This is a genomic window from Streptomyces sp. ADI96-02 (assembly GCF_003846185.1).
In the GTDB taxonomy this organism is placed as follows: domain Bacteria; phylum Actinomycetota; class Actinomycetes; order Streptomycetales; family Streptomycetaceae; genus Streptomyces.
Window position 1 is genome coordinate 698,969 of record NZ_ML123034.1, and the last position, 18,523, is coordinate 717,491.

Below are 18,523 nucleotides of genomic sequence, written 5' to 3' on the forward strand. Positions count from 1 at the left end.
TGCCGCCGGCAGAACCCGCGGACAACAGCAGCTGCCAGTCCCTGGACGAACGCGCGGTCGACGCCTGGCTCGGCAGGATCGGCGCGGAGCACCTCCTCGTCCCCGGGGCCGGACACGCACGCCCGCACACGCTGACGAGCGGCTGGAGCCTGGACCGCCCCCGCGGGCTGTCCGAGCATCTCGTCCACTTCGTCATCCGGGGCGGGTGCACGGTCGTCGCGGGGCGGGACCGCTGGGACCTGGCGGCCGGAGGCGTCGTGTGGATCCGCCCCCGCACCCCCTTCATCCTGCGGGCCGCGGACGACGAACAGACCGTGGTCCACCGCTTCCTGCTGGCCGGGGATCCGGCGGCCGACGCGTGCCTGGGGCCCGCCATGTGCGTACCGGGCGCCTGGGATCTGCGGGGCACGTTCGATCTGCTGATGGCGGAAACGCAGTCGACCCGCCCGTACCGCGACGAGCGCATCCGCGGCCTGCTGCTCGTCCTGTTCACCTCCCTGCTGCGGCGGGCCGAATGGCGGCCGACGTCGGGACTGCTCAGCTCTTCGGCGCGCTACGCGCTGGAGAGCTACACGGACCGGAACATCCACGCCCGCCCCACCACGTCCGACCTGGCCCGGGTGGCCGGCCTGTCGCCCGACTACTTCACCCGGGTGTTCCGCAAGACGTACGGCATGCCACCGCGCGAATGGATCGTCAGGCGGCGCATCCAGCGGGCCACGGTCCTCCTCGACAACGGAGACCGGACCGTCGCGCAGGTCGCCGCCGCCTTGGGCTACTCCGACCCCTTTCTCTTCAGCCGGCAGTTCAAGGCCGTCATGGGGCTCCCGCCCCAGTCCTACCGGGCACGCTGACCGGCCCCGGTCAGCCGATGAAGACGGTGGACGTGGCGATCACCGTGGCGCTGTGCTGGATCGCGGGCTCGTTGCAGGTGGTGGCCGTGTCACCGGTGCGGGCGGCCGGCTTGCCGCCGATGAAGACGGATGTGCTGCCCCGGGAGATCGTGCCCCGGTTGTCGGGCGGGCTCTTGAACATCCCGGTGGGCGGAATGTGCGGCGGGGTGTTGACGGCGACGCTGTCCTTGGTCGCGGCGGGCTTGCCGCCGATGAGGACGGTCGGGCAGCAGCCGCTCGCGATCGTGCCCGTGAAGGGCAGCGGCACGGGGGTCTCCACCGGGCCGCCCGGCGAGGGCACCAGCACGATGTGGGTGTCGGTTCCGACGACCCGGTCTCCTTGGGCCGCGGCGGGTGGTCCGGGCATGGTGCGTACTCCAGTTCTTCGGTGGACGGTCCGCCCGTCGGGCAAGGGCTGTTCGTCGTGTTCGTCGTGTTCGTCGAGGAAGCTGTATGTGGCCGGCGGGCGGCGGGTCTCCGGCCGGAAGCGGCCTACGGCGTCGGCGTCACGGCCCCGCCGGCGTCACGGCTTCTCCTCCGGGACGAGTCGGCCGGAGAAGTAGATGGCCGGTGTGCACGCCGTCGCTCCGGCGGTCGTCTGCCCGCCCGGTACGTCGCAGCGGACCGCGAGGACGACCTCCTCGCCCGGACCGAACCTGATGGGCTGGTCGTAGCGGGTCCCGTAGTCACGGAAGGTGTCGAGCGCCACCTGGCGCAACGTCTCCTCCCCGCGCTGGAGTTGAACGATCCCGGTGTCTCCGGCCACGTTCTCGAAGGTGACGTCGCTGACGAGCAGGGCCCAGCCGTCGGGGACGGTGTAGCGGGCCTCGGTGTCGAACTCGGCCGAGGCGGCGACGTCGGCCTGGACACGGCGGGCGAAGGCCCGGCTGCCGTCCTCCGGCCCGGACGTTCCGCCGGTGCCCGCCGCGCCACCGGTGCCCGCCGCGCCACCGGTGCCCGCCGCGCCACCGGCCGCCTCGCCCGTGCCTCCGGCGTCCTTCTGGTCGTTCGCCGTGCCGCCGTCCTTTCCGGCGCCGCTGTCGTCGCCCTGCTTCCCGTCCGTGGGCGCGGAGGGCAGCGGCACGCCGCCCGACGCCGCCGCGCCCGCCGGTCCGGCGCTGTTCGCGCCCGGGTTTCCCGCTCCCGCGGCGGCACCGGCGCTCTCCCCCGCTCCGGCGGTGTCGCCGGGCGGCAGGGCGGCCTTCGCCGCCTCGGACTCCACACTCGGTTTGAGGACGAAGAACCACAGGGCGAGCAGCGCCAGCACCGCGGCGACGACCGCCATCAGGAACTTCACGGCTCCGTCGGAGATGACAGCAGCCTGGACCACCGCGCCGTCGGCCGTGTGCTCCTCGTCGCCGCCCTCGTCCTGGTGGACGGCCAGGACCTGGAACGGCAGGGTCACATCAGGGCCTCGCCACTGCCTGGCGACGGGCCGGATCTTGACCGGGGCCACGGCTCCCGTGCCCCGGGCGACCTCGATCTCCTTGTACGGAAGGGTGAAGCGGAGTTTGGCGTCGGCGTCCGTGGCGTAGAGCTGGGCCTTCAGGGGGGCGTTGCCGCGGTTGTCGACGACGGCGTTGAAGCGCGCCCCGAACCGGGTCCGCTTCGTCGTGGGAACCAGCTTGACGCCGAAGTCGGTGAAGGGACCGACGACGATCGTCATCTCCTCCACGACCGAGCCCTCGATGTCCTCGTGGGACATCACCCTCAGGGCGAAAGTGACCTCACCCGCCGGAATCTCGGCCGACTTGGGCGGGGTGAAGACCAGCTCGACGCCGACCGACTGGTCCGGGAAGACGTTGACCTCCGCGGGCTCGACCCGGACCCAGCTCTTGGCGTCGCCGACGACGTCCAGCTCGAAACGGTCCACGACCGAACCGGAGTTGCAGATCTGGACGGCTCGTCTGGTCTCCTCACCCGGTGCGGCCGGGCTGTCGTCCTCCAGCGGCAATACGATGGCTCCCACCCGACCAGGATGGGTCAGGGAACCCCGCCGCCACAGCGGCTCCGGGGCGGCCGTTCGGCCCCGCAGGTCTGCACGAAGGGGCCGAACGCGCACCGCGTCGGGTCGGCCGGACGACGCCGCCGGATCGCCGGATCACCCGAATCCGGCGGATCTGGCGGATCTGGCGGATCTGGCGGATCTGGCGGATCTGGCGGATCTACCCGGCCGCCCGGACCGCACCGCTCACCCGTCGGCCGACTCGACCAGGAACGCGGCGTACGCCAGCAGTCGGCCGCTCTCGTCGGACGCGGTGATCGAGGCGGGCCCCATGCCCTGCTGGTGCGCCACCGGTACGTACGCGGTGAGGGTTCCCTCCGACGTGGCGACGGCCTCCTGGACGGGGCCGGTCGCGCCCCAGGTGAGGCTCACCCGGGCGTTCGGCGCGAATCCCCCGCCCTGGACCCGCAGCACCCGGCCGGGTTGGGCCACCGTCGGCGTGATGTTCAAGGTGGCGGCCGTGGTGCTCCCCGGCGGCGGTTCGGCGGACGGGTCCGCAGAGGGGTCGGAGGAGGCGTCCGAGGACGGGTCCGCAGAGGGGTCCGGCGAGGGGGCCGACGAGGGGTCCTCGGACGCGCCGCCGCCGTCTTCGCCGCCGGGCCGGCCGGGCTCCTCCACCCGCGCCGTCAGGCCGAGTTCGGCCTTGAGTCCAGCGGCGGGAGCGGTGGCGGCCTCGACCCGGAGGGTGCCCGTGTGCCGGCCGGCGGCGCGGGGCGCGAAGGAGACGACGGCGGTGCAGGTCTCACCGGCCCGGATGGTCGTGCCCGCGCACGCGCCCCGGTAGGAGAACGGCGCACCCGCCTCGACGCTCTTGACGGTGATCGGACCGGGACCGGTGTTGACGATCCGCACGGGCAGGCCGGCACCGGTCGCGGACCGCGCGGCGAACGTGCCGAAGTCGAGGGCGGCCGGTTCGAGGGAGAGGCGTCCGGCGACCGTTCGGACGTAGGCGTCGGGCCGCTCGTTGCCGTCGTCGCCCGCCAGGGACTCGGCGGTGGTGAACGCGACCGCGGAACCGCCCGCGTCGAGCGCGGCGGCGTACGGGCCGACGTCCTCCGCCTTCCCCAGGCCGGTGAGCCGGACCGCGCTGCCGCGGGAGCCGGTCGCCCGGACGAACAGTTGGAGTCCGGTACGGGATTCCGACGCGTCGTCGAGGTTGGTGGCGCTGGAGGCGAACGCGACGACCCGGCCGTCCGGGGAGAGCGCGGGCCGCGTGCTGTCCGCGTTGCCCGGCGCGCCCGAGGCCGCGGTGGAGAGAGTGCGGGTGCCACGGCCGCGCTCGTCGGTCACCAGGACCTGGGCGGCCTCGCCGGGCGCTGCCGGATCGGATCGGCGTACGAAGACGATCGTCCGGCCGTCGGAGGACACCTCGGGAGAGTCCGCCGTGCTGCCGTCGGAGGTGTCTCCCGACACGGTCGTACTGGACAGGTGGCGGCCGTCGTCCGCGAAGCGGGCGGCGACGACGGCGTCCGCCGGCGGCGCGTCCGGGTCGAGGCCGTGCGCGGTGAAGACCACGGTCCGCCCGTCGCCGGAGACGGCGGGGCGCGAGCCGTCGACGGTGCGGGAGCCGGAGGCGTCCCGTCCCTTCACGAGGCTGACGAGCGTGGCGGGGCCCGGGGCGAACCCCGCGCCCGGCTTCGCGTCCCTGCGCATCTCGACGACCTGGCGGACGGCCCGGACGGTGACGGAGAAGCCGTCGGAGGCGGGCGTGGCCGCCCCGGCGGGGCTGAGCACGACGCGGGCGGCGTAGGTCCGGGCGGCGGAGGCCGGATCGGCCGCCGCCTCCCCGGTCGGCCGGGCGGCGGGATCGACGAGGAAGTACAGGGTCCCGGAGTCGGAACCGTCCAGCACAGCGCCGGCGGCGATCGGCGTCGGGTCGGCGGCCCCGGCCCGCGCCGCCCGTTCGCGCAGCTCCGGTCCGGGTTCCACCAGACGGACGGCGGCGCAGTCCTGGGTGCTGAGGGCCACGCGTCCGGTGAGGCCGCGGGCGGGGACCATGACGAGGAAGGGACGCCCGGGTTCCACCGGTCCCACGTCGACACGGCGACCGGAGACGGAGTCGGAGCTGGTGTCGGATTTGATGCTGGAGCTGAACTCGCCCCGACGAAGGGGCAGTTCAGCCAGCCGCCCGGCGTCGGGGCCGGGTCCGCACGCGGGCGGGGGCACGTTCCCGGCGCACCGGGCGAGCAGGGTGATGCTCGACCGGCCGGAGGAGGTGGCTCCCCGGGTGTCGAGGCGGTCCCAGTGGACGGGCCGGTCGGCGCAGCGGGCGGGATCGAAGGTGAGGGTGGTGCGGCAGGTCCCGGACGCGCCGCACTTCTTCGTACCGGTACGGAACGCGCCGGACTGCCGCCCCTGGAGGCCGGGTCGGCCGGTGAGGTCGGCGTCCGTGCCGGCGTGCGCCGCGGCCCTGGTGCTGACGGTGACGTCGAACGGCCGGTCGTCCGGGGCGAATCCGCCGGGGCGTCCGGCCAGGGCGTTGACGTCGATCATGTCCCCGCCGATGGTGCGCGGCGTCGCGGACCCCGCGGCGGCGCTCACGACGAGGTCGGGCGAGACCGGAGACAGCACGCTGGGGTACACGACCGTCGATCCGTCGCCGGAGAGCCGCGGTCCGCAGTCCCGGTCGCAGAGCGCGGGGAACGAAGCGGGCACCGGCCCCGGAGCCGTGGTGAGGTCGGTCGCGCGGACGTTGCCGGGCCGGTCGAGTGCGGATGCGCCGGAGACGCTGCGGTCGACGACGACCGTGCCGGTGCCACCGCGGTCCTCGGGCAGCGCGGCTCCGCGGCGGTAGGTGACGACCCGTCCGTCGGCGGACGTCTGCGGATCGGTGGCGTCGAACCGGGGGTCGCTGAGCAGGGTCACCGCTCCCGTGGTCCGGTCGCGGCCGTAGACGCGCCACCGGTCACCGGAGAAGTTCGCGAACAGCGGTGTCGCGGAGGGCAGTTCGGCGCGGCTCTGGAAGACGAGGTGGCGGCCGTCGGCCGAGATCCGGACGGCCCGGCCGCCGACGGCCCCGCCCTCTCCCTCGCCCGTCGACACCAGTTCGGTCCCGGTGGCCGTGTCGCGGTCGTCGGTCGTGCGCAGCAGCGTGACTCCCGCCGCGTAGCCGGACACGGCCGTGACCACGGCCGCCACCAGAACCATCAGCCGCAGGCGGCGGTCGCGACTTCTCCCGTGTTTCATGGCGGGATCGAACCATGACCGCCCTGCCTCGTGACCCGCCGCCCGGGAGCCCTTTCGGGCCGAACGCCTGCCCGTTGAGGCGAGCCGGCCGCCCGGCGGGGCGGGCCGCGCGCCCTGGTCCGCCCGGCGTACGGCCGCTCCCCCGCAGTCCGCGCGGCACTGCCGCCGCGTACGGCGGGCCCCGTTCGGGCACCGGCCCATGCCCCCGCGCCCGCCCCACAGGCCCCGGTCGGCGGTGCTCGGGTCCGCGAGCATGGCACGACGGGGGCGGCGAGGAGCCGCAGGGAGACGGAACCGCAGCGGCGAGAGCCGTGAGGCGTCCGCGGCGGCGCGCGCCGCCGGTATTTCAGGGGAGCTGGAAGGATGGCGGCAGCGCTTCAGCGTGCCACGCAGGGCCTCGCGGCCGTGGCGGTGGCGGCCACGGTGGTGACGGTCGGCGCGACGGTGTACGAGAGCCGGCAGCCGGTCCCTCCTCCGACGCCGACCGCCGTCGCCCAGGGCATGCAGTCCCTGCCCCGCCCGTTCGTGACTCCCCCGGGCTCCGTGCCGGGCCCGGGTGCGCCGGACCTCTCCCGTACCGAGCTGCCGGGCGGCGCGACCCTCCCGGCGGCGGTGCTCCGCGCGTACCGCAACGCCGAGGTGCGCCTGGCGCAGGCACTGCCCGGGTGCCGGCTGACCTGGCCCGTTCTCGCCGGGATCGGCCAGGTGGAGTCCGGTCAGGCCCGGGGCGGGGCACTGGCCGCGGACGGCACCACGGTGCAGCCCATCATCGGACCGGCCCTGAACGGCAAGGGGTTCGCGCCGATCCGCGACACGGACGCCGGCCGGCTCGACGGGGACACCCGTTGGGACCGGGCGGTGGGCCCGATGCAGTTCATCCCGTCCACCTGGGCGGTCTGGGGCACCGACGGGAACGACGACAGGTCGGCCAGCCCGCACAACATGTACGACGCGGCGCTGACGGCGGGCCGCTACCTCTGCGCGGGCGGGCGGAACCTGTCCGAAGCGGGCGACTTGCGAAAGGCCCTGCTCAGCTACAACCAGTCGGGGGCTTACGCGGACACGGTCCTCGGCTGGATCGCCCGCTACGCCGGCATGCCGGAGCCGGAGAGCTCCCCGGACCCGGACCCGTCGCCCTCGCCGTCGCCGAGCGCGTCGGAACCGCCCCCCTCGCCGTCGGCCTCGACGAAGAACCCGCCCCCGGCGGACGTGAGTCCGTCGCCCTCACCGTCGCGGCCGGGGCCGGACAAGGACGCGCCGGAACCGCCCCCCTCCGTCTCGCCCAGCCCCTCGACGCAGGACCCGGCGGCGTAGAGCGTACCCGGAGCGGGCGTCCATTCGATCGCGCGCGGTGAGCATTGTCCGGGGCGGCGCGCCCGGCACGGCGGCGGCCCGTCGGCCCTCCGCACTGCCTAACCACCGTGCACCGGCGGCCTGATGGCCTCCCCTCACCTGGCCGGATGTCGTCGGGCGGGGCGGGCGGTCCTGCTCCGGCGGCGTCCGCACCCGTGCGTTCCGGCCGTCCGCCGCCCAGGTGCCGGATACGTCGATCGGCTTGTTGGGAACCGGCTCGCCGCCTACCTTTCGGTTCTGCGGGAGCGCTCCCACGCACCGTTCCGACGGGGGCGTACGACCGCTGGGCCCGTGCACAGCGAGCGTTCACCGACGCGACGGCCTGGAGCGTCGCCCCGTCGGCAGTCCTCCGGTCACGGTCCCCGTACAGCGCACGCCCTCACCCCCGACGAGCGAGTTAGGTGTCCCATGTCCCACGGTTCACGCAGGCGACGTCCCCTTCTCAGCAAGCCCGCGATAGCCGCGGCGTCAATCCTCACGGTCGTCGCCGCCGGCACGGCCGTCGGCGCCGTCCTGCCCGACCAGGCATCCGCGGCCAAGGCCGCCTCCACCGCCCCCGCGGCCGAGTCCGCCGCCAAGAAGGCCGCGCAGTCGGCAGCCGCCGGCTCGGCGCTGGCACCCGCCCTCGGCCCCGTCTATTCGGGGGTCGGGACGCACTTCGACAAGACCGGTGACGCGGGCGGCGGTTGCGGGGTTCCGCCGGCGCAGATCGAGAGCAAGGACTTCGTCGCCCTCAACGTGTACGACACACCGGGCAAGTTCGAGGCGAACCTGCCCCGGCCCGCGCCCGACTCCATCCGCGGCGTGTGGGACAACGGCCTCAACTGCGGACGCTGGGTCGAGATCAAGCTCGACGACTTCTGCAGCGTGGCGAACGGCGGAGCGGCGGGCCAGGGGATCTGCCGCGGCGGAACCTGGAAGCCCGACCAGTACAACGGCGCCACCGTGAAGGCCGTGGTCACCGACAGCTGCGGCGACCCCAACGAGTGGTGCCGCTCCGACCGCAACCACCTCGACATCGCCCGCGGCTCGCTGGGCCGCTTCACCCTCGGCGGCAGCCCGGTCGGGGACCTGGAGACCATGGGACGCTGGAACAACCGCAAGATCCAGTGGTCGTTCATCCCCGCGCCCGACTACAAGGGCGACATCAAGATCGGCCTCGCGAAGGACGCGTCGCAGTGGTACACGCCGGTCATCATCACCAACCTGCCCAACGGGATCCACGGTCTGGAGTACCAGGAGAACGGCGTCTGGAAGCAGGCCAGGATGACCGGTGACAACGGTCAGCGCTACGAGATCCAGCCGACCACCTCGGCGCGCACGTCCTTCACCCTCCGAGTGAAGGACGCGGACGGGAAGCTGCTGAACGGCGGTCGCGAGTACACCTTCAAGACCCCGGCCTGCGCGAGCGGATCGAGCCGCTGCACGGACCTGTACACGCCGGTCGCCTACTGACGGCAGGGCGGAAGCCCGGAGCGCCGCGCGACGTCGCGGGGGCCGGGCCGGCAGGACCGCGGGCGCCTGCCGGCCCGGCCCGTCTCCGTACGGCGGCAGCACGGAGACGGGCCTCAGGCCGGGGCGATCCCGTCCAGGCCGTCAGGCCGGGGCGATCCCGCCGATCGTCAGCTCCACTTCGTCTCCCGCGCCGGCGAACTCCCGGACCAGCCAGGCGCGGCCGTCGATCGGCGTACCGGCCGCGGTGGTGTAGGCCGGGACGGCCAGTGCCGGCCCGTCGGTGCGCACCTCCGCGTCGGTGGCCACCGCGTCCGAGAACCGCAGGAGCACATCGCCCGGCCGCGGCCGGGCGGCGAACGCCTCCGGATCGGGCAGCCCCTGGAGGCGGCAGCGGGCGCCGGGAAAGAGGTGCGTGTGGCCGCACACGGCCAGGAAGGCGTCCGGCTCGGTCGGTCCGGTGGCCGGCAGGGGCATGAGAGGGCTCCGAGGTACACGGTGGCGGTCGGGTCCTTCGCAGTCTGACGGCGGGCCCGCCCGCGCCGCACCTCCACCACGCACGGACATCACCCCGCGGTCATCACCGAACACCGCCTCTTCCGCTCCGTCCGCTCGCGCACAACCGCAAGGACCCCGGCCTGTCGGACCCCGCGCCTAAGCTGTCGTGGGGATCCGATCAAGGAGCAGGCAGTGCGAATAGAGCGTCACCAGGTGGGCGGGGCCGTCGTGGCAGCGGCGCGCGAGGACTTCACCAACCGCATCGGGGGCCTGGTGCGGTCCATGTCGAAGGCCGGACGCATCGCCACCTACGAGTGGCAGTCCATCGCCGGGGAGTTCCTCGACTACCTGGGGGCGCTCTCCGTCGAGACGCCCGACCTCGGTACGACGGAGGCCCGGGCCGCGTTGAAGGACGCCTCGGAGGCCGCGGCCGGTGCCGTCGCCTACGCCGCGTACCACCCGCACTGCGGCTTCCGGGTCTTCCTGGACTACGTGAACTTCGGCATGAGCTACGACCCGGGTGAGGACGCCCCCGAGGAGAGCGTCACGCCCGGACAGTGGATCGACGCGCTCTGCCTGGCGGCCCTCCGGGACAAGGCGAAATGGCACGGCGAGGCCTTCCACTTCGCCCGCGAGAAGTTCGCCGCGCGGGCGCAGGGGACGCCCGCCGGAGAGCTCGCCACCGGGCTGACGGCCGTGGTCCTGGACGCCACCGGCGACGGAGAGTACCCGCCGAGCGCGCGGGCACGGCTCGCCGCCGTCGACGCGGCCCTGGACCGCGTCCGCACCCGCGCCCGGGAGAGCGGCGATCCCCTGCTGGACCGGCCGGAGAGCGCCGCGCTGCGCACGGTGCGCGCCCTGGCCGCCGAGGACAAGGATGCCTTCGACGCCGCGCTGGCCGACCTCCTGGTCGGTCACGCCGCCCTGCACGGTCCGACCGCCTCTCCCAGGTCCCTCGTGCCGCTCGTCCCCCTCGCCCTCGCAGCGCTCGCCCACCGGACCCTGGGCTGGGCGCCCGCCGTCCGCACCGCGTACCTGCCGCACGCGCTGGTCACCGGCTTCGCGACGCCGGGCCCCCGGGTCGCGGGCTTCGGCCGCGACCGTCGGCCGGACGCCGTCGCCGCGCTCGCCGAAGGACCTCTGGTGGTGGAGCGGCCCGGCTGCGAGCGGACCGTGGAGACGTGGCTCACGGACTTGTACGAGAAATCCCTCCAGGAGGCGTTCACCTCGGTCGACGGCGAACTGCTCGCCGTCGGGCGGCTCGGCAGCGTCCTGAGCGACCAGGAGCGCCTGTTCAAGTGGCGAGCGGGGGACCCCGGCGGAGTCACGGACGCGCAGCTCGCGACGCTCAGGCTGGCCTCGCAGCTGGGGGCGGCCCTGTTCCGCATCGGCCTCGCGGAGCCGGGCACCCGGGCCGAGGTGAGCATCGACGGACGCACGCTCCACTACCCGGCCGACCGCGGCCAGGAGATCGGCGCCGGCAACTGGCAGCTGGCCGTCGCCTTCGCCCTGATCACCGGCGCGCGTGAGGACCTCGCCCCGCTCGTCCTCGCCGGCCCCCTCCTCGCCCGCCCGGACGGCAGCGCCTTCGGCGCGTACCGCGAAGCCCTGCACGCCTACCTCAAGGGCGCCGATCCCGAAGCGGCGGCGCGGCGGGCGTTGGACCAGGCCGACCTGGCCAAGGACTGGGGTTTCGCCATGCCGCCGGCCGTGCTGCTGTCGCAGCTGGTGGAGGGCGACGAGGAGAGTTTCAACCTCGCGCTGGCGGACGCGCTCGAAGCGCACCGCGACTACTACCGGGTCGCCGACCGCGCCGAAGACCCGGGCGTCTCCGTCGACCTCGACATCCTGGCCCTCGCCTGCCACGCCCGCCGCCGCGGCTGGGCGATCCGCGTCGAATCCCCCTACCTTCCGCAGGACCTCCTGCGGGCCGCGGCGCCCTTCTAGAAGCGGCGTGGCCGGACGCGGCGACCGCAGGAGGGCCCGCGATGTCAGCGGCCCGGCGGGCCCGGCGGGGCGCTGCGACTCCGCGGCTCCGGCGGCACCGCGGCTCCGCGAAGAGGCGACGCCACCGGTGGCCGCGCCCGGCTGGCCCGGCGCGCGGGCCGGGGCTAGCTTGGCGTCACTCGACGACGTCCGGTGACGACTGGGGTGATGGCCTGTGAGCAGCCCGGCCGTCCGCTCGCCCGGCCGGGGCCCCGGCGGCGCGCCGGGGCCCCGCTACAAGTGGATCGCGCTGTCCAACACGACGCTGGGCGTGCTGATCGCGACCATCAACCTGTCGATCATCCTGATCGCCCTGCCGGACATCTTCCGGGGCATCGGCGTCGATCCTCTGGAGCCGGCCAACACGAGCCTCCTGCTGTGGCTGATCATGAGTTATATGGTCGTCACCGCGGTCCTGGTGGTGAGCTTCGGCCGACTGGGTGACATGTACGGCCGGGTGCGCATGTACAACATGGGGTTCGCGGTCTTCACCCTGTTCTCCGTGCTGCTGTCGGTGACGTGGATGCACGGGACCGCGGGCGCCCTGTGGCTGATCGGCATGCGGGTGCTCCAGGGGGTCGGCGGAGCGATGCTGATGGCGAACTCCAACGCCATCCTCACCGACGCCTTCCCCACCCATCAGCGCGGGCTCGCGCTGGGCCTCAACCAGGTCGCCGGGATCGCCGGGTCCTTCCTCGGCCTGGTCCTCGGCGGGCTGCTCGGTCCGGTCGACTGGCACCTGGTCTTCCTGGTCTCCGTCCCGTTCGGGCTCTTCGGCACCATCTGGGCCTACATGAAGCTGCACGACACCGGCATGCGCGTCCCGGCCCGGCTCGACTGGTGGGGCAACCTCACCTTCGCCGTCGGGCTGGTCGCCGTACTGTCCGGTATCACGTACGGCATCCAGCCCTACGGCGGCGACACCATGGGCTGGACCAACCCCTGGGTGCTGACCGCCATCGCCGGCGGCCTCGCGGTCCTGGGGCTCTTCTGCGTGATCGAGAGCAGGGTGGCCTCACCCATGTTCCACCTCGGGCTGTTCCGGATCCGCGCCTTCACGGCGGGGAACGTGGCCAGCCTCATGGCGTCCCTGGGACGCGGCGGCCTGATGTTCATCCTGATCATCTGGCTCCAGGGGATCTGGCTGCCCCGGCACGGCTACGGGTTCGAGCAGACCCCGTTGTGGGCGGGGATCTACATGCTGCCCCTGACCATCGGGTTCCTGGTGGCGGGCCCGTTCTCCGGCTGGGCCTCCGACCGCTTCGGCGCCCGTCTCTTCACCACCGGCGGCATGCTGCTGGCCGCCGCCACCTTCGTCGCGCTGAAGGAACTGCCGGTCGACTTCAGCTACCCCTGGTTCGCCCTGATCCTGCTGTTCAACGGGCTGGCCATGGGCTTGTTCGCCTCGCCCAACCGAGCGGCGATCATGAACAGCCTGCCGCCGGACCAGCGCGGAGTCGGGGCGGGGATCAGCACCACCTTCCAGAACGCGGCCACGGTCCTGTCCATCGGCATCTTCTTCTCCCTGATGATCGCCGGACTGGCGTCCTCGCTGCCCGGCGTCCTCACCCAGGGACTGACCGCCCAGGGCATCGCCCCGGCCGACGCGGCCCGGGTGGCCGAACTGCCGCCGGTCGGAGTCCTGTTCGCCTCACTGCTCGGCTACAACCCGGTGCGCTCGCTGCTGGGCCCGGAAGCCCTGTCCCATCTGTCGGCCGCGCGCGCCGACTACCTGACCGGCCGGGAGTTCTTCCCCACGCTGATCTCCGGCCCGTTCGAGCAGGGCCTCTCCGTCGCCTTCGACTTCGCGATCGCCGCGTGCCTGGTGGCGGCCCTCGCCTCACTGCTGCGCGGGGGCCGCTATGTCCACGGCCAGCCGTAGGGTCCGCGCCCCGGGAGGCTCCAGCCCCTTGCCGTCGGCCCGGGCCGCGTGAACGATGCCCGCCGGCGGGACGCCCGAGTCGCCGTGGAAGTCGGCGTTCCCGACCGCGATGACTGGTGGATCACCGGGTAGGCGACCGCCGGTGACCGAACACGATCTGATCACGAGGCGCGAGGGCGGACCGATGGCTGACGGCATTCTGGAAGAGGACCTGTACCGCTTCGAGGACCTTCTGGACGACGGGGAGCGCGAGACGCTTCACCGCGTCCGCACGTTCCTGCGCGAGGAGGTGGCCCCGAACGCGGACGCCTGGTGGGGGAAGGCGTCGTTTCCGCACCACCTGATCCCCCGCTACGGCGAGTTGGGCATCGCCGGACTGCCGTACGAAGAGTGCGGAGGCGCCTCGGCGAGCAGCCTGCTCAGCGGGTTCATCGCCCTGGAGATGGCGCGCGTCGACCCGTCGATGGCCACGTTCTACGGGGTTCACGCGGGGCTCGCCATGGGCAGCATCGCCCGCTGCGGTTCCCCGGAGCAGCGCCGCCGGTGGCTGCCCGCCATGGGCCGGATGGAGCAGATCGGGGCGTTCGCGCTGACCGAGCCGCAGGGCGGGTCGGACGTGGCGGCGGGTCTGCGGACCACCGCGAGGCGCGAGGGCGACACCTGGGTGCTCAACGGCGAGAAGCGGTGGATCGGCAACGCCACCTTCGCCGACCTCGTGGTCGTCTGGGCCAGGGAGGAGGGGGACGAGGGCCGCGTACGGGGGTTCGTGGTCGAGAGTCCGACGCCCGGCTTCTCCGCGCGCCTCATCGAGAACAAGATCGCGCTGCGGACGGTCGAGAACGCCGACATCGTGCTGAGGGACTGCCGGGTCCCGGAGGCGAACCGCCTTCAGGAGGCGCACGGGTTCCGGGACACCGCGGACGTCCTGCGCCACACGCGCAGCGGCGTGGCCTGGGAGGCCGTGGGCGTGATGCTGGCGGCGTACCGCATCGCCCTGGACTACACGCGCGAGCGCGAGCAGTTCGGCGGTCCCGTGGCCCGCTTCCAGTTGGTCCAGGACCTCCTGGTGCGCATGGTGAGCGATGCCACCTCCTGCCTCGGCATGGTCGTCAGGCTCGCGCAACTGGAGGACGCGGGCACCTTCCGGGACGAGCATTCGGCGATGGCGAAGGCCCACTGCACCACCCGTATGCGGGAGGTCGTCGGCTGGGGCCGGGAACTGCTGGCGGGCAACGGGATCGTGCTCGACTACAGCATCGGCCGGTTCGTCGCCGACGCGGAGGCGCTGTACTCCTACGAGGGGACCCGCGAGATCAACACGCTGATCACAGGTCGCGCGGTGACGGGCCTGGGTGCCTTCGTCTGATCCGACGCGTCTCAGGCAGACGGCGGCATCACTGAACGCGAACGGCGATCACCCATATGCATTCATATGTATGGTTTTCTGCTCGCTCGTTCGGGTACCAGGCAGGGAGCGGAGGCAGCGTTCCGCCATGCGCGACCCCTCGTTCCGCGGGCCCCCTACCCGGAGCGGCGCCAAGCCGCACAGGGCGGCGCAGCGCGGGACCGACGCGGCGCGACGACCGCGGACGACGCCCTCCTCCACTCCCCCTTCGTGGTGACGACAGCAAGGAGAGACCCGTGACCGGCGTACCCGACATCACCCTGAACAACGGTGTGACGATTCCCCAGCTCGGCTTCGGAACCTTCCAGATCCCGCCGGAGGAGACCCGCGAGACCACTCTGGCGGCCCTGGAGACCGGCTACCGGCACATCGACACGGCGGAGATGTACGGCAACGAGAAGGAGGTCGGCCAGGCCGTCCGCGACTCCGGTCTCGACCGCGACGACGTGTTCGTGACCAGCAAGCTGGACAACGGCGCCCACGCGCACGACGACGCGCTCCGGGCCTTCGACCGCACCATGGACGATCTCGGCCTGGAATACCTGGACCTCTTCCTCATCCACTGGCCCCTGCCGGACCGGGGGGACTTCGTGGAGACGTGGAGGGCCCTGGAGGAGGTCTACCGCTCCGGACGGGTCAAGTCGATCGGCGTCTCCAACTTCCAGCCGAACCACCTGCGCCGGCTGCTGGACAACAGCACGGTGGTCCCCGCCGTCAACCAGATCGAAGTGCACCCGTACCTCACGCAGGACGCGGTGAGGTCCTTCGGGGCCGAGCAGGACATCGTCACGGAGGCATGGTCGCCCATCGCGCAGGGCAAGGTGCTCGACGACCCGGCCATCACCCGTATCGCCGAGCGGGTGGGCCGTTCGGCCGCTCAGGTGACACTGCGCTGGCACATCCAGCGCGGGGACGTCGTCTTCCCCAAGTCCGTCACGCGGAAGCGGATCGAGGAGAACTTCGCGCTCTTCGACTTCGAGCTCACCGAGGGGGACATGGGCGATATCTCGGCGCTCAACCGCGACGAGCGCACCGGGCCCGACCCGGACCGCTTCCACGGCTGACCGGCCGCCGCAACCCGGGGCGCGACAGCGCGTCGGAGGGAGGTTCCGCTCCCCGGACGACACGACTACGGGAAGCGGAACCTCCTGGACGGGCTCAGGACCCTCACGACGTCCCCTGGACCGCCGAGGCCGACAGAGGAAGGGGGCCGTCGGAGAAGACCACCGCGACGGCCGACATCCTCAGGCGTTCGAGCAGGTCGATCTGCCGCTCCGCGCGGGCCGACAGGTCGTCCAGCCGCGCCGCGTCCAGACGGTCGTCCTGGGAGGCCACGGCGTGCAGCGTCCGCCAGAGCAGGGCCTTGCCCTCGACGCCCAGGCGCAGCGTCTCGATCTCGATGACGGTGCTCAGCCCGGAACGCCGGTACAGTGCTCCGTTCGGCTTCAGGCCCGCCGCCTTCTCGGCGACCCGGCCTCCGAGCACCTTGTAGCGCCGCACGGGCACGCCGAGCGCGTCCATGATCGCGAGCAGCGACCGGCGGTCCTCCTCGATGTCCTCCGCCAGGCGGTGCAGGTCCGCGCCCTGGACGGAGCGGCTGTGCCGGGCGGCGATGCGGCGCGCGAGTCCGACGCCGGCGCCGGACCCGGCCAGATGGTCGTTGAGGTAGATGCCCAGCAGGTCGTGGCGCATCGCGAGCCCCCTTCCTCGGAACACTCGGAACACCTCTTCAGCACACCTCCTCAGCAAACCGCACAACGGCACTTCCGGCAGGACGAACGGGACCCCCGCCGTGTGCGCCTCCGGCATCGGCCCTCCGCACCCCGGCCCGCGGCCCCCGCGACGGGCCCTGGACACACAGCCGCCCCGGCCTGATCGGGCCGGGGCGGAGCGTACGCGGGGGTACGCGGGGTCAGTGGTTTCCGTGTGCGGTGCTGGACGCGCCGCCGAAGAGACGGGCGATGGCCCGGAAGGGCAGCGTGACCACCGTGGCGACGGCGCTCCCGATCGACCGGAACACGTCTGCGATTGCCTTCAGCATGAGCTGTCCTCCGTTCCAGCCCCCGGAAGTTCCGGGGCCTTAGCGGCTCGATATGTCGCGTACCCGGTCCGCATCGCTCAAAACAGGCAGGCGGTCGGCGGCCAGGTCGGACGGGGTTCACTCGCCCGGGTAGACGACCCCCAGGTCGCGCCGTACGCCGTCGAGGGCGCGCATGACGCCCAGTGTCTCGGCGAGCGGCATCAGGTCGGACTCCAGCCGCCCGGCGGCGACGCACCGGGCCGCCTCGGCGGCCTCGTAGCACAGCCCGCCGGCACGCCGTTCGGGGACGTGGGTGTCGAGCACCTCGCCCTCCCGGCTGATCAGGCGGACGGCGGCGGGCGCGTAGAAGTCGCCCTCGATCTCCAGCCGGGCCAGCGAACCGGAGATCGACGCCGTGGTCGGCGTACGGGCGAACAGCGTGGTGTTCAGGACGCCGTGCGCGCCGGAGGCGTTGGTGACGACGATGGACGCCTGTCCGTCGACGCCGGTGGCCGTCTTCGTCCCCACGGCCGTGATGGAGGCGAACGGGCCCAGCACCATGGAGGCGAAGGAGAGCGGGTAGACGCCGAGGTCCAGCAGCGCCCCGCCCGCCAGTCCCGGGGCGAAGAGGCGGTGGGAGGCGTCGTGTTCCATGTACTGGCCGTGGTCGGCCGTCACCGTGTGCACCTCTCCGAGCATTCCGGAGGCGAGCACCTGGCGGACCACGTCCATGTGGGGCAGGAAGCGCGTCCACATCGCTTCCATGAGGAAGACGTCCCGTTTCCGGGCGGCTTCGACCAGCAGTTCGGCTTCGCGGGCGTTGCGGGTGAACGCCTTCTCCACGAGTACGTGCCGACCGGCCTCGATCGCCGCCAGCGCCTGCTCGAAGTGGCCGGAGTGGGGTGAGGCGACGTAGACGATGTCGACGTCGCGGTCCGCGAGCAGCTCGGCGTAACTGCCGTGGGCCGCCGGGATGTCGAACCGTTCGGCGAACGCGCGGGCCCGCGCCGGGTCGCGCGAGCCGACCGCCACGGCGCGTTGTCCGGTGTACGTGTGCAGCGCGTCGACGAAGGAGGCGGCGATGCCGCCCGGAGCGATCACGCCCCACTTCAGGGCCGGTGCGTCGCGGGGGGAGGGTGTTCGCGGGGCGGGCAGGGCGGGGCGAGGACCGGTCGCGTCGGACTGAGGGGTCTGCGGCATGGGGCTCCTGTCGGTACGGGGACGCGCCGTCGGGGTGCGCGGGCCCCCGGAGGTGTCGTGCGGGCCGGGCCGGGGCGGAGCGGCGTGCGCACCGGGCCCGGAGAGGCGGGGGTGTCCCCCGCCGTCAGGAGCGGGGGACCGCGCCATGCAAGCCGATCGACGCGTGCCACCGCAACCGGTGGCCGGTGTTCCGACGGGCGGCGGGCGGACCGGGCCGCCGACGGGGTAGGGCCTTCTCCCGATTCCGCTGTGCCGTGGGCCGGTTGTGGCCGGATGCCGCCCGCCGCAACGTTCACCCCGGATGAGCGGTCACCGCCTCGGGAGCGCCTGCCGATCGCGCGGAGGCAGGGTCAGTGCATGGGCGTGTCGAAGATGTCCTGGCTGCGGCGGCCCGTTTCGGGCGCACCGCTCTGGCTCATCCGGTCGTAGATGCGGTCGGGCACGCGCTGGGCGACCAGGGCCCACAGCAGCGCGCCGGCCAGGGTGTCGCTGGAGCGTCCGGCGAAGTAGTCCGTCCAGGAGCCGCCGACCCCGGTACCGGTGTGCAGCGCCACATCGACCTCGGCGGCGAGCGGGGACCGCAGGTCGCCCGTGATGAGAGCGGTGAGCGCCCCGTGTTCGCGGGCGACGGAGACGAATCTCG

At 73.2% G+C, this 18,523-nt stretch carries 15 protein-coding genes; 7 read left to right on the forward strand and 8 right to left on the reverse strand.

All coding sequences use genetic code 11. The features are described 5' to 3' along the window. The coding region (locus tag EES43_RS03000) for a helix-turn-helix domain-containing protein (RefSeq protein ID WP_164493112.1) at nt 1-854 on the forward strand (854 nt) is incomplete at its 5' end. A gap of 10 nt (nt 855-864) precedes the next feature. Here the strand turns inward: EES43_RS03000 and EES43_RS03005 are convergent. The 3 genes from EES43_RS03005 to EES43_RS03015 all read right to left on the reverse strand — a co-directional run bounded on the left by EES43_RS03005 (nt 865) and on the right by EES43_RS03015 (nt 6,084). After that, a complete protein-coding gene (locus tag EES43_RS03005) occupies nt 865-1,260 on the reverse strand; it encodes a PAAR domain-containing protein (RefSeq protein WP_124267219.1) in 396 nt (131 codons plus the stop codon). Nucleotides 1,261-1,416: 156 nt separating this feature from the next. Beyond that, nucleotides 1,417-2,862 (reverse strand): COG1470 family protein, encoded by a 1,446-nt coding sequence (locus EES43_RS03010; protein ID WP_124267220.1) that lies wholly within the window; start codon nt 2,860-2,862, stop codon nt 1,417-1,419. A 222-nt stretch (nt 2,863-3,084) separates the two neighbouring features. Next, complete coding sequence (locus EES43_RS03015) at nt 3,085-6,084, reverse strand: PD40 domain-containing protein (RefSeq protein ID WP_124267221.1); 3,000 nt, start codon at nt 6,082-6,084, stop codon at nt 3,085-3,087. A gap of 363 nt (nt 6,085-6,447) precedes the next feature. On the opposite strand from EES43_RS03015, the gene EES43_RS03020 reads away from it, so the two are divergent. Beyond that, on the forward strand, nt 6,448-7,398 hold the full coding sequence (locus EES43_RS03020) for a lytic transglycosylase domain-containing protein (RefSeq protein WP_124267222.1): 951 nt from the start codon (nt 6,448-6,450) through the stop codon (nt 7,396-7,398). Between the two features lie 447 nt (nt 7,399-7,845). Then, complete coding sequence (locus tag EES43_RS03030; protein WP_164493113.1) at nt 7,846-8,892, forward strand: RlpA-like double-psi beta-barrel domain-containing protein; 1,047 nt, start codon at nt 7,846-7,848, stop codon at nt 8,890-8,892. Between the two features lie 141 nt (nt 8,893-9,033). On the opposite strand, the gene EES43_RS03035 is transcribed toward EES43_RS03030, so the two are convergent. After that, the gene (locus tag EES43_RS03035) at nt 9,034-9,366 is read right to left on the reverse strand and encodes a hypothetical protein (protein WP_124267225.1); all 333 of its coding nucleotides are present in this window, start codon (nt 9,364-9,366) and stop codon (nt 9,034-9,036) included. A 234-nt stretch (nt 9,367-9,600) separates the two neighbouring features. Here EES43_RS03035 and EES43_RS03040 point away from each other — a divergent pair, with 234 nt between their 5' ends. The 4 genes from EES43_RS03040 (at nt 9,601) to EES43_RS03055 (ending at nt 15,724) form a co-directional block, all read left to right on the forward strand. Then, complete coding sequence (locus EES43_RS03040; protein ID WP_124271764.1) at nt 9,601-11,334, forward strand: immunity 49 family protein; 1,734 nt, start codon at nt 9,601-9,603, stop codon at nt 11,332-11,334. Between the two features lie 214 nt (nt 11,335-11,548). Further along, entirely contained in the window at nt 11,549-13,255 is a 1,707-nt protein-coding gene (locus EES43_RS03045; RefSeq protein WP_124267226.1) for an MFS transporter, read from the forward strand. Between the two features lie 184 nt (nt 13,256-13,439). Further along, nucleotides 13,440-14,621 carry an acyl-CoA dehydrogenase family protein gene (locus EES43_RS03050; protein WP_124267227.1) on the forward strand — a complete coding sequence of 394 codons (1,182 nt, stop codon included), beginning with the start codon at nt 13,440-13,442 and terminating at the stop codon, nt 14,619-14,621. 275 nt (nt 14,622-14,896) lie between these two features. After that, a complete protein-coding gene (locus EES43_RS03055; protein ID WP_124267228.1) occupies nt 14,897-15,724 on the forward strand; it encodes an aldo/keto reductase in 828 nt (275 codons plus the stop codon). A gap of 103 nt (nt 15,725-15,827) precedes the next feature. Here the strand turns inward: EES43_RS03055 and EES43_RS03060 are convergent, their stop codons facing one another. The 4 genes from EES43_RS03060 to EES43_RS03070 all read right to left on the reverse strand — a co-directional run. Continuing rightward, nucleotides 15,828-16,352: a hypothetical protein gene (locus tag EES43_RS03060; protein ID WP_124267229.1), complete on the reverse strand. Its 525-nt coding sequence runs from the start codon at nt 16,350-16,352 to the stop codon at nt 15,828-15,830. A gap of 220 nt (nt 16,353-16,572) precedes the next feature. Next, nucleotides 16,573-16,701 carry an LPFR motif small protein gene (locus tag EES43_RS31690; protein WP_277426050.1) on the reverse strand — a complete coding sequence of 43 codons (129 nt, stop codon included), beginning with the start codon at nt 16,699-16,701 and terminating at the stop codon, nt 16,573-16,575. Between the two features lie 117 nt (nt 16,702-16,818). Next, nucleotides 16,819-17,880, reverse strand: a complete 1,062-nt coding sequence (locus EES43_RS03065; protein WP_124267230.1) for a Gfo/Idh/MocA family protein — start codon at nt 17,878-17,880, stop codon at nt 16,819-16,821. A 350-nt stretch (nt 17,881-18,230) separates the two neighbouring features. Further along, nucleotides 18,231-18,523, reverse strand: a 293-nt coding sequence (locus tag EES43_RS03070; protein WP_206429984.1) for a MurR/RpiR family transcriptional regulator, incomplete at its 5' end; no start/stop codon positions are given.

Excerpts from the sequence above, each read along its gene's own strand:
- EES43_RS03005 (WP_124267219.1), bottom strand. The coding sequence starts at position 1,260 with ATGCCCGGACCACCCGCCGCGGCCCAAGGAGACCGGGTCGTCGGAACC.
- EES43_RS03015 (WP_124267221.1), bottom strand. The coding sequence starts at position 6,084 with ATGAAACACGGGAGAAGTCGCGACCGCCGCCTGCGGCTGATGGTTCTG.
- EES43_RS03020 (WP_124267222.1), top strand. The coding sequence starts at position 6,448 with ATGGCGGCAGCGCTTCAGCGTGCCACGCAGGGCCTCGCGGCCGTGGCG.
- EES43_RS03030 (WP_164493113.1), top strand. The coding sequence starts at position 7,846 with ATGTCCCACGGTTCACGCAGGCGACGTCCCCTTCTCAGCAAGCCCGCG.
- EES43_RS03035 (WP_124267225.1), bottom strand. The coding sequence starts at position 9,366 with ATGCCCCTGCCGGCCACCGGACCGACCGAGCCGGACGCCTTCCTGGCC.
- EES43_RS03050 (WP_124267227.1), top strand. The coding sequence starts at position 13,440 with ATGGCTGACGGCATTCTGGAAGAGGACCTGTACCGCTTCGAGGACCTT.
- EES43_RS03060 (WP_124267229.1), bottom strand. The coding sequence starts at position 16,352 with ATGCGCCACGACCTGCTGGGCATCTACCTCAACGACCATCTGGCCGGG.
- EES43_RS31690 (WP_277426050.1), bottom strand. The coding sequence starts at position 16,701 with ATGCTGAAGGCAATCGCAGACGTGTTCCGGTCGATCGGGAGCGCCGTC.
- EES43_RS03065 (WP_124267230.1), bottom strand. The coding sequence starts at position 17,880 with ATGCCGCAGACCCCTCAGTCCGACGCGACCGGTCCTCGCCCCGCCCTG.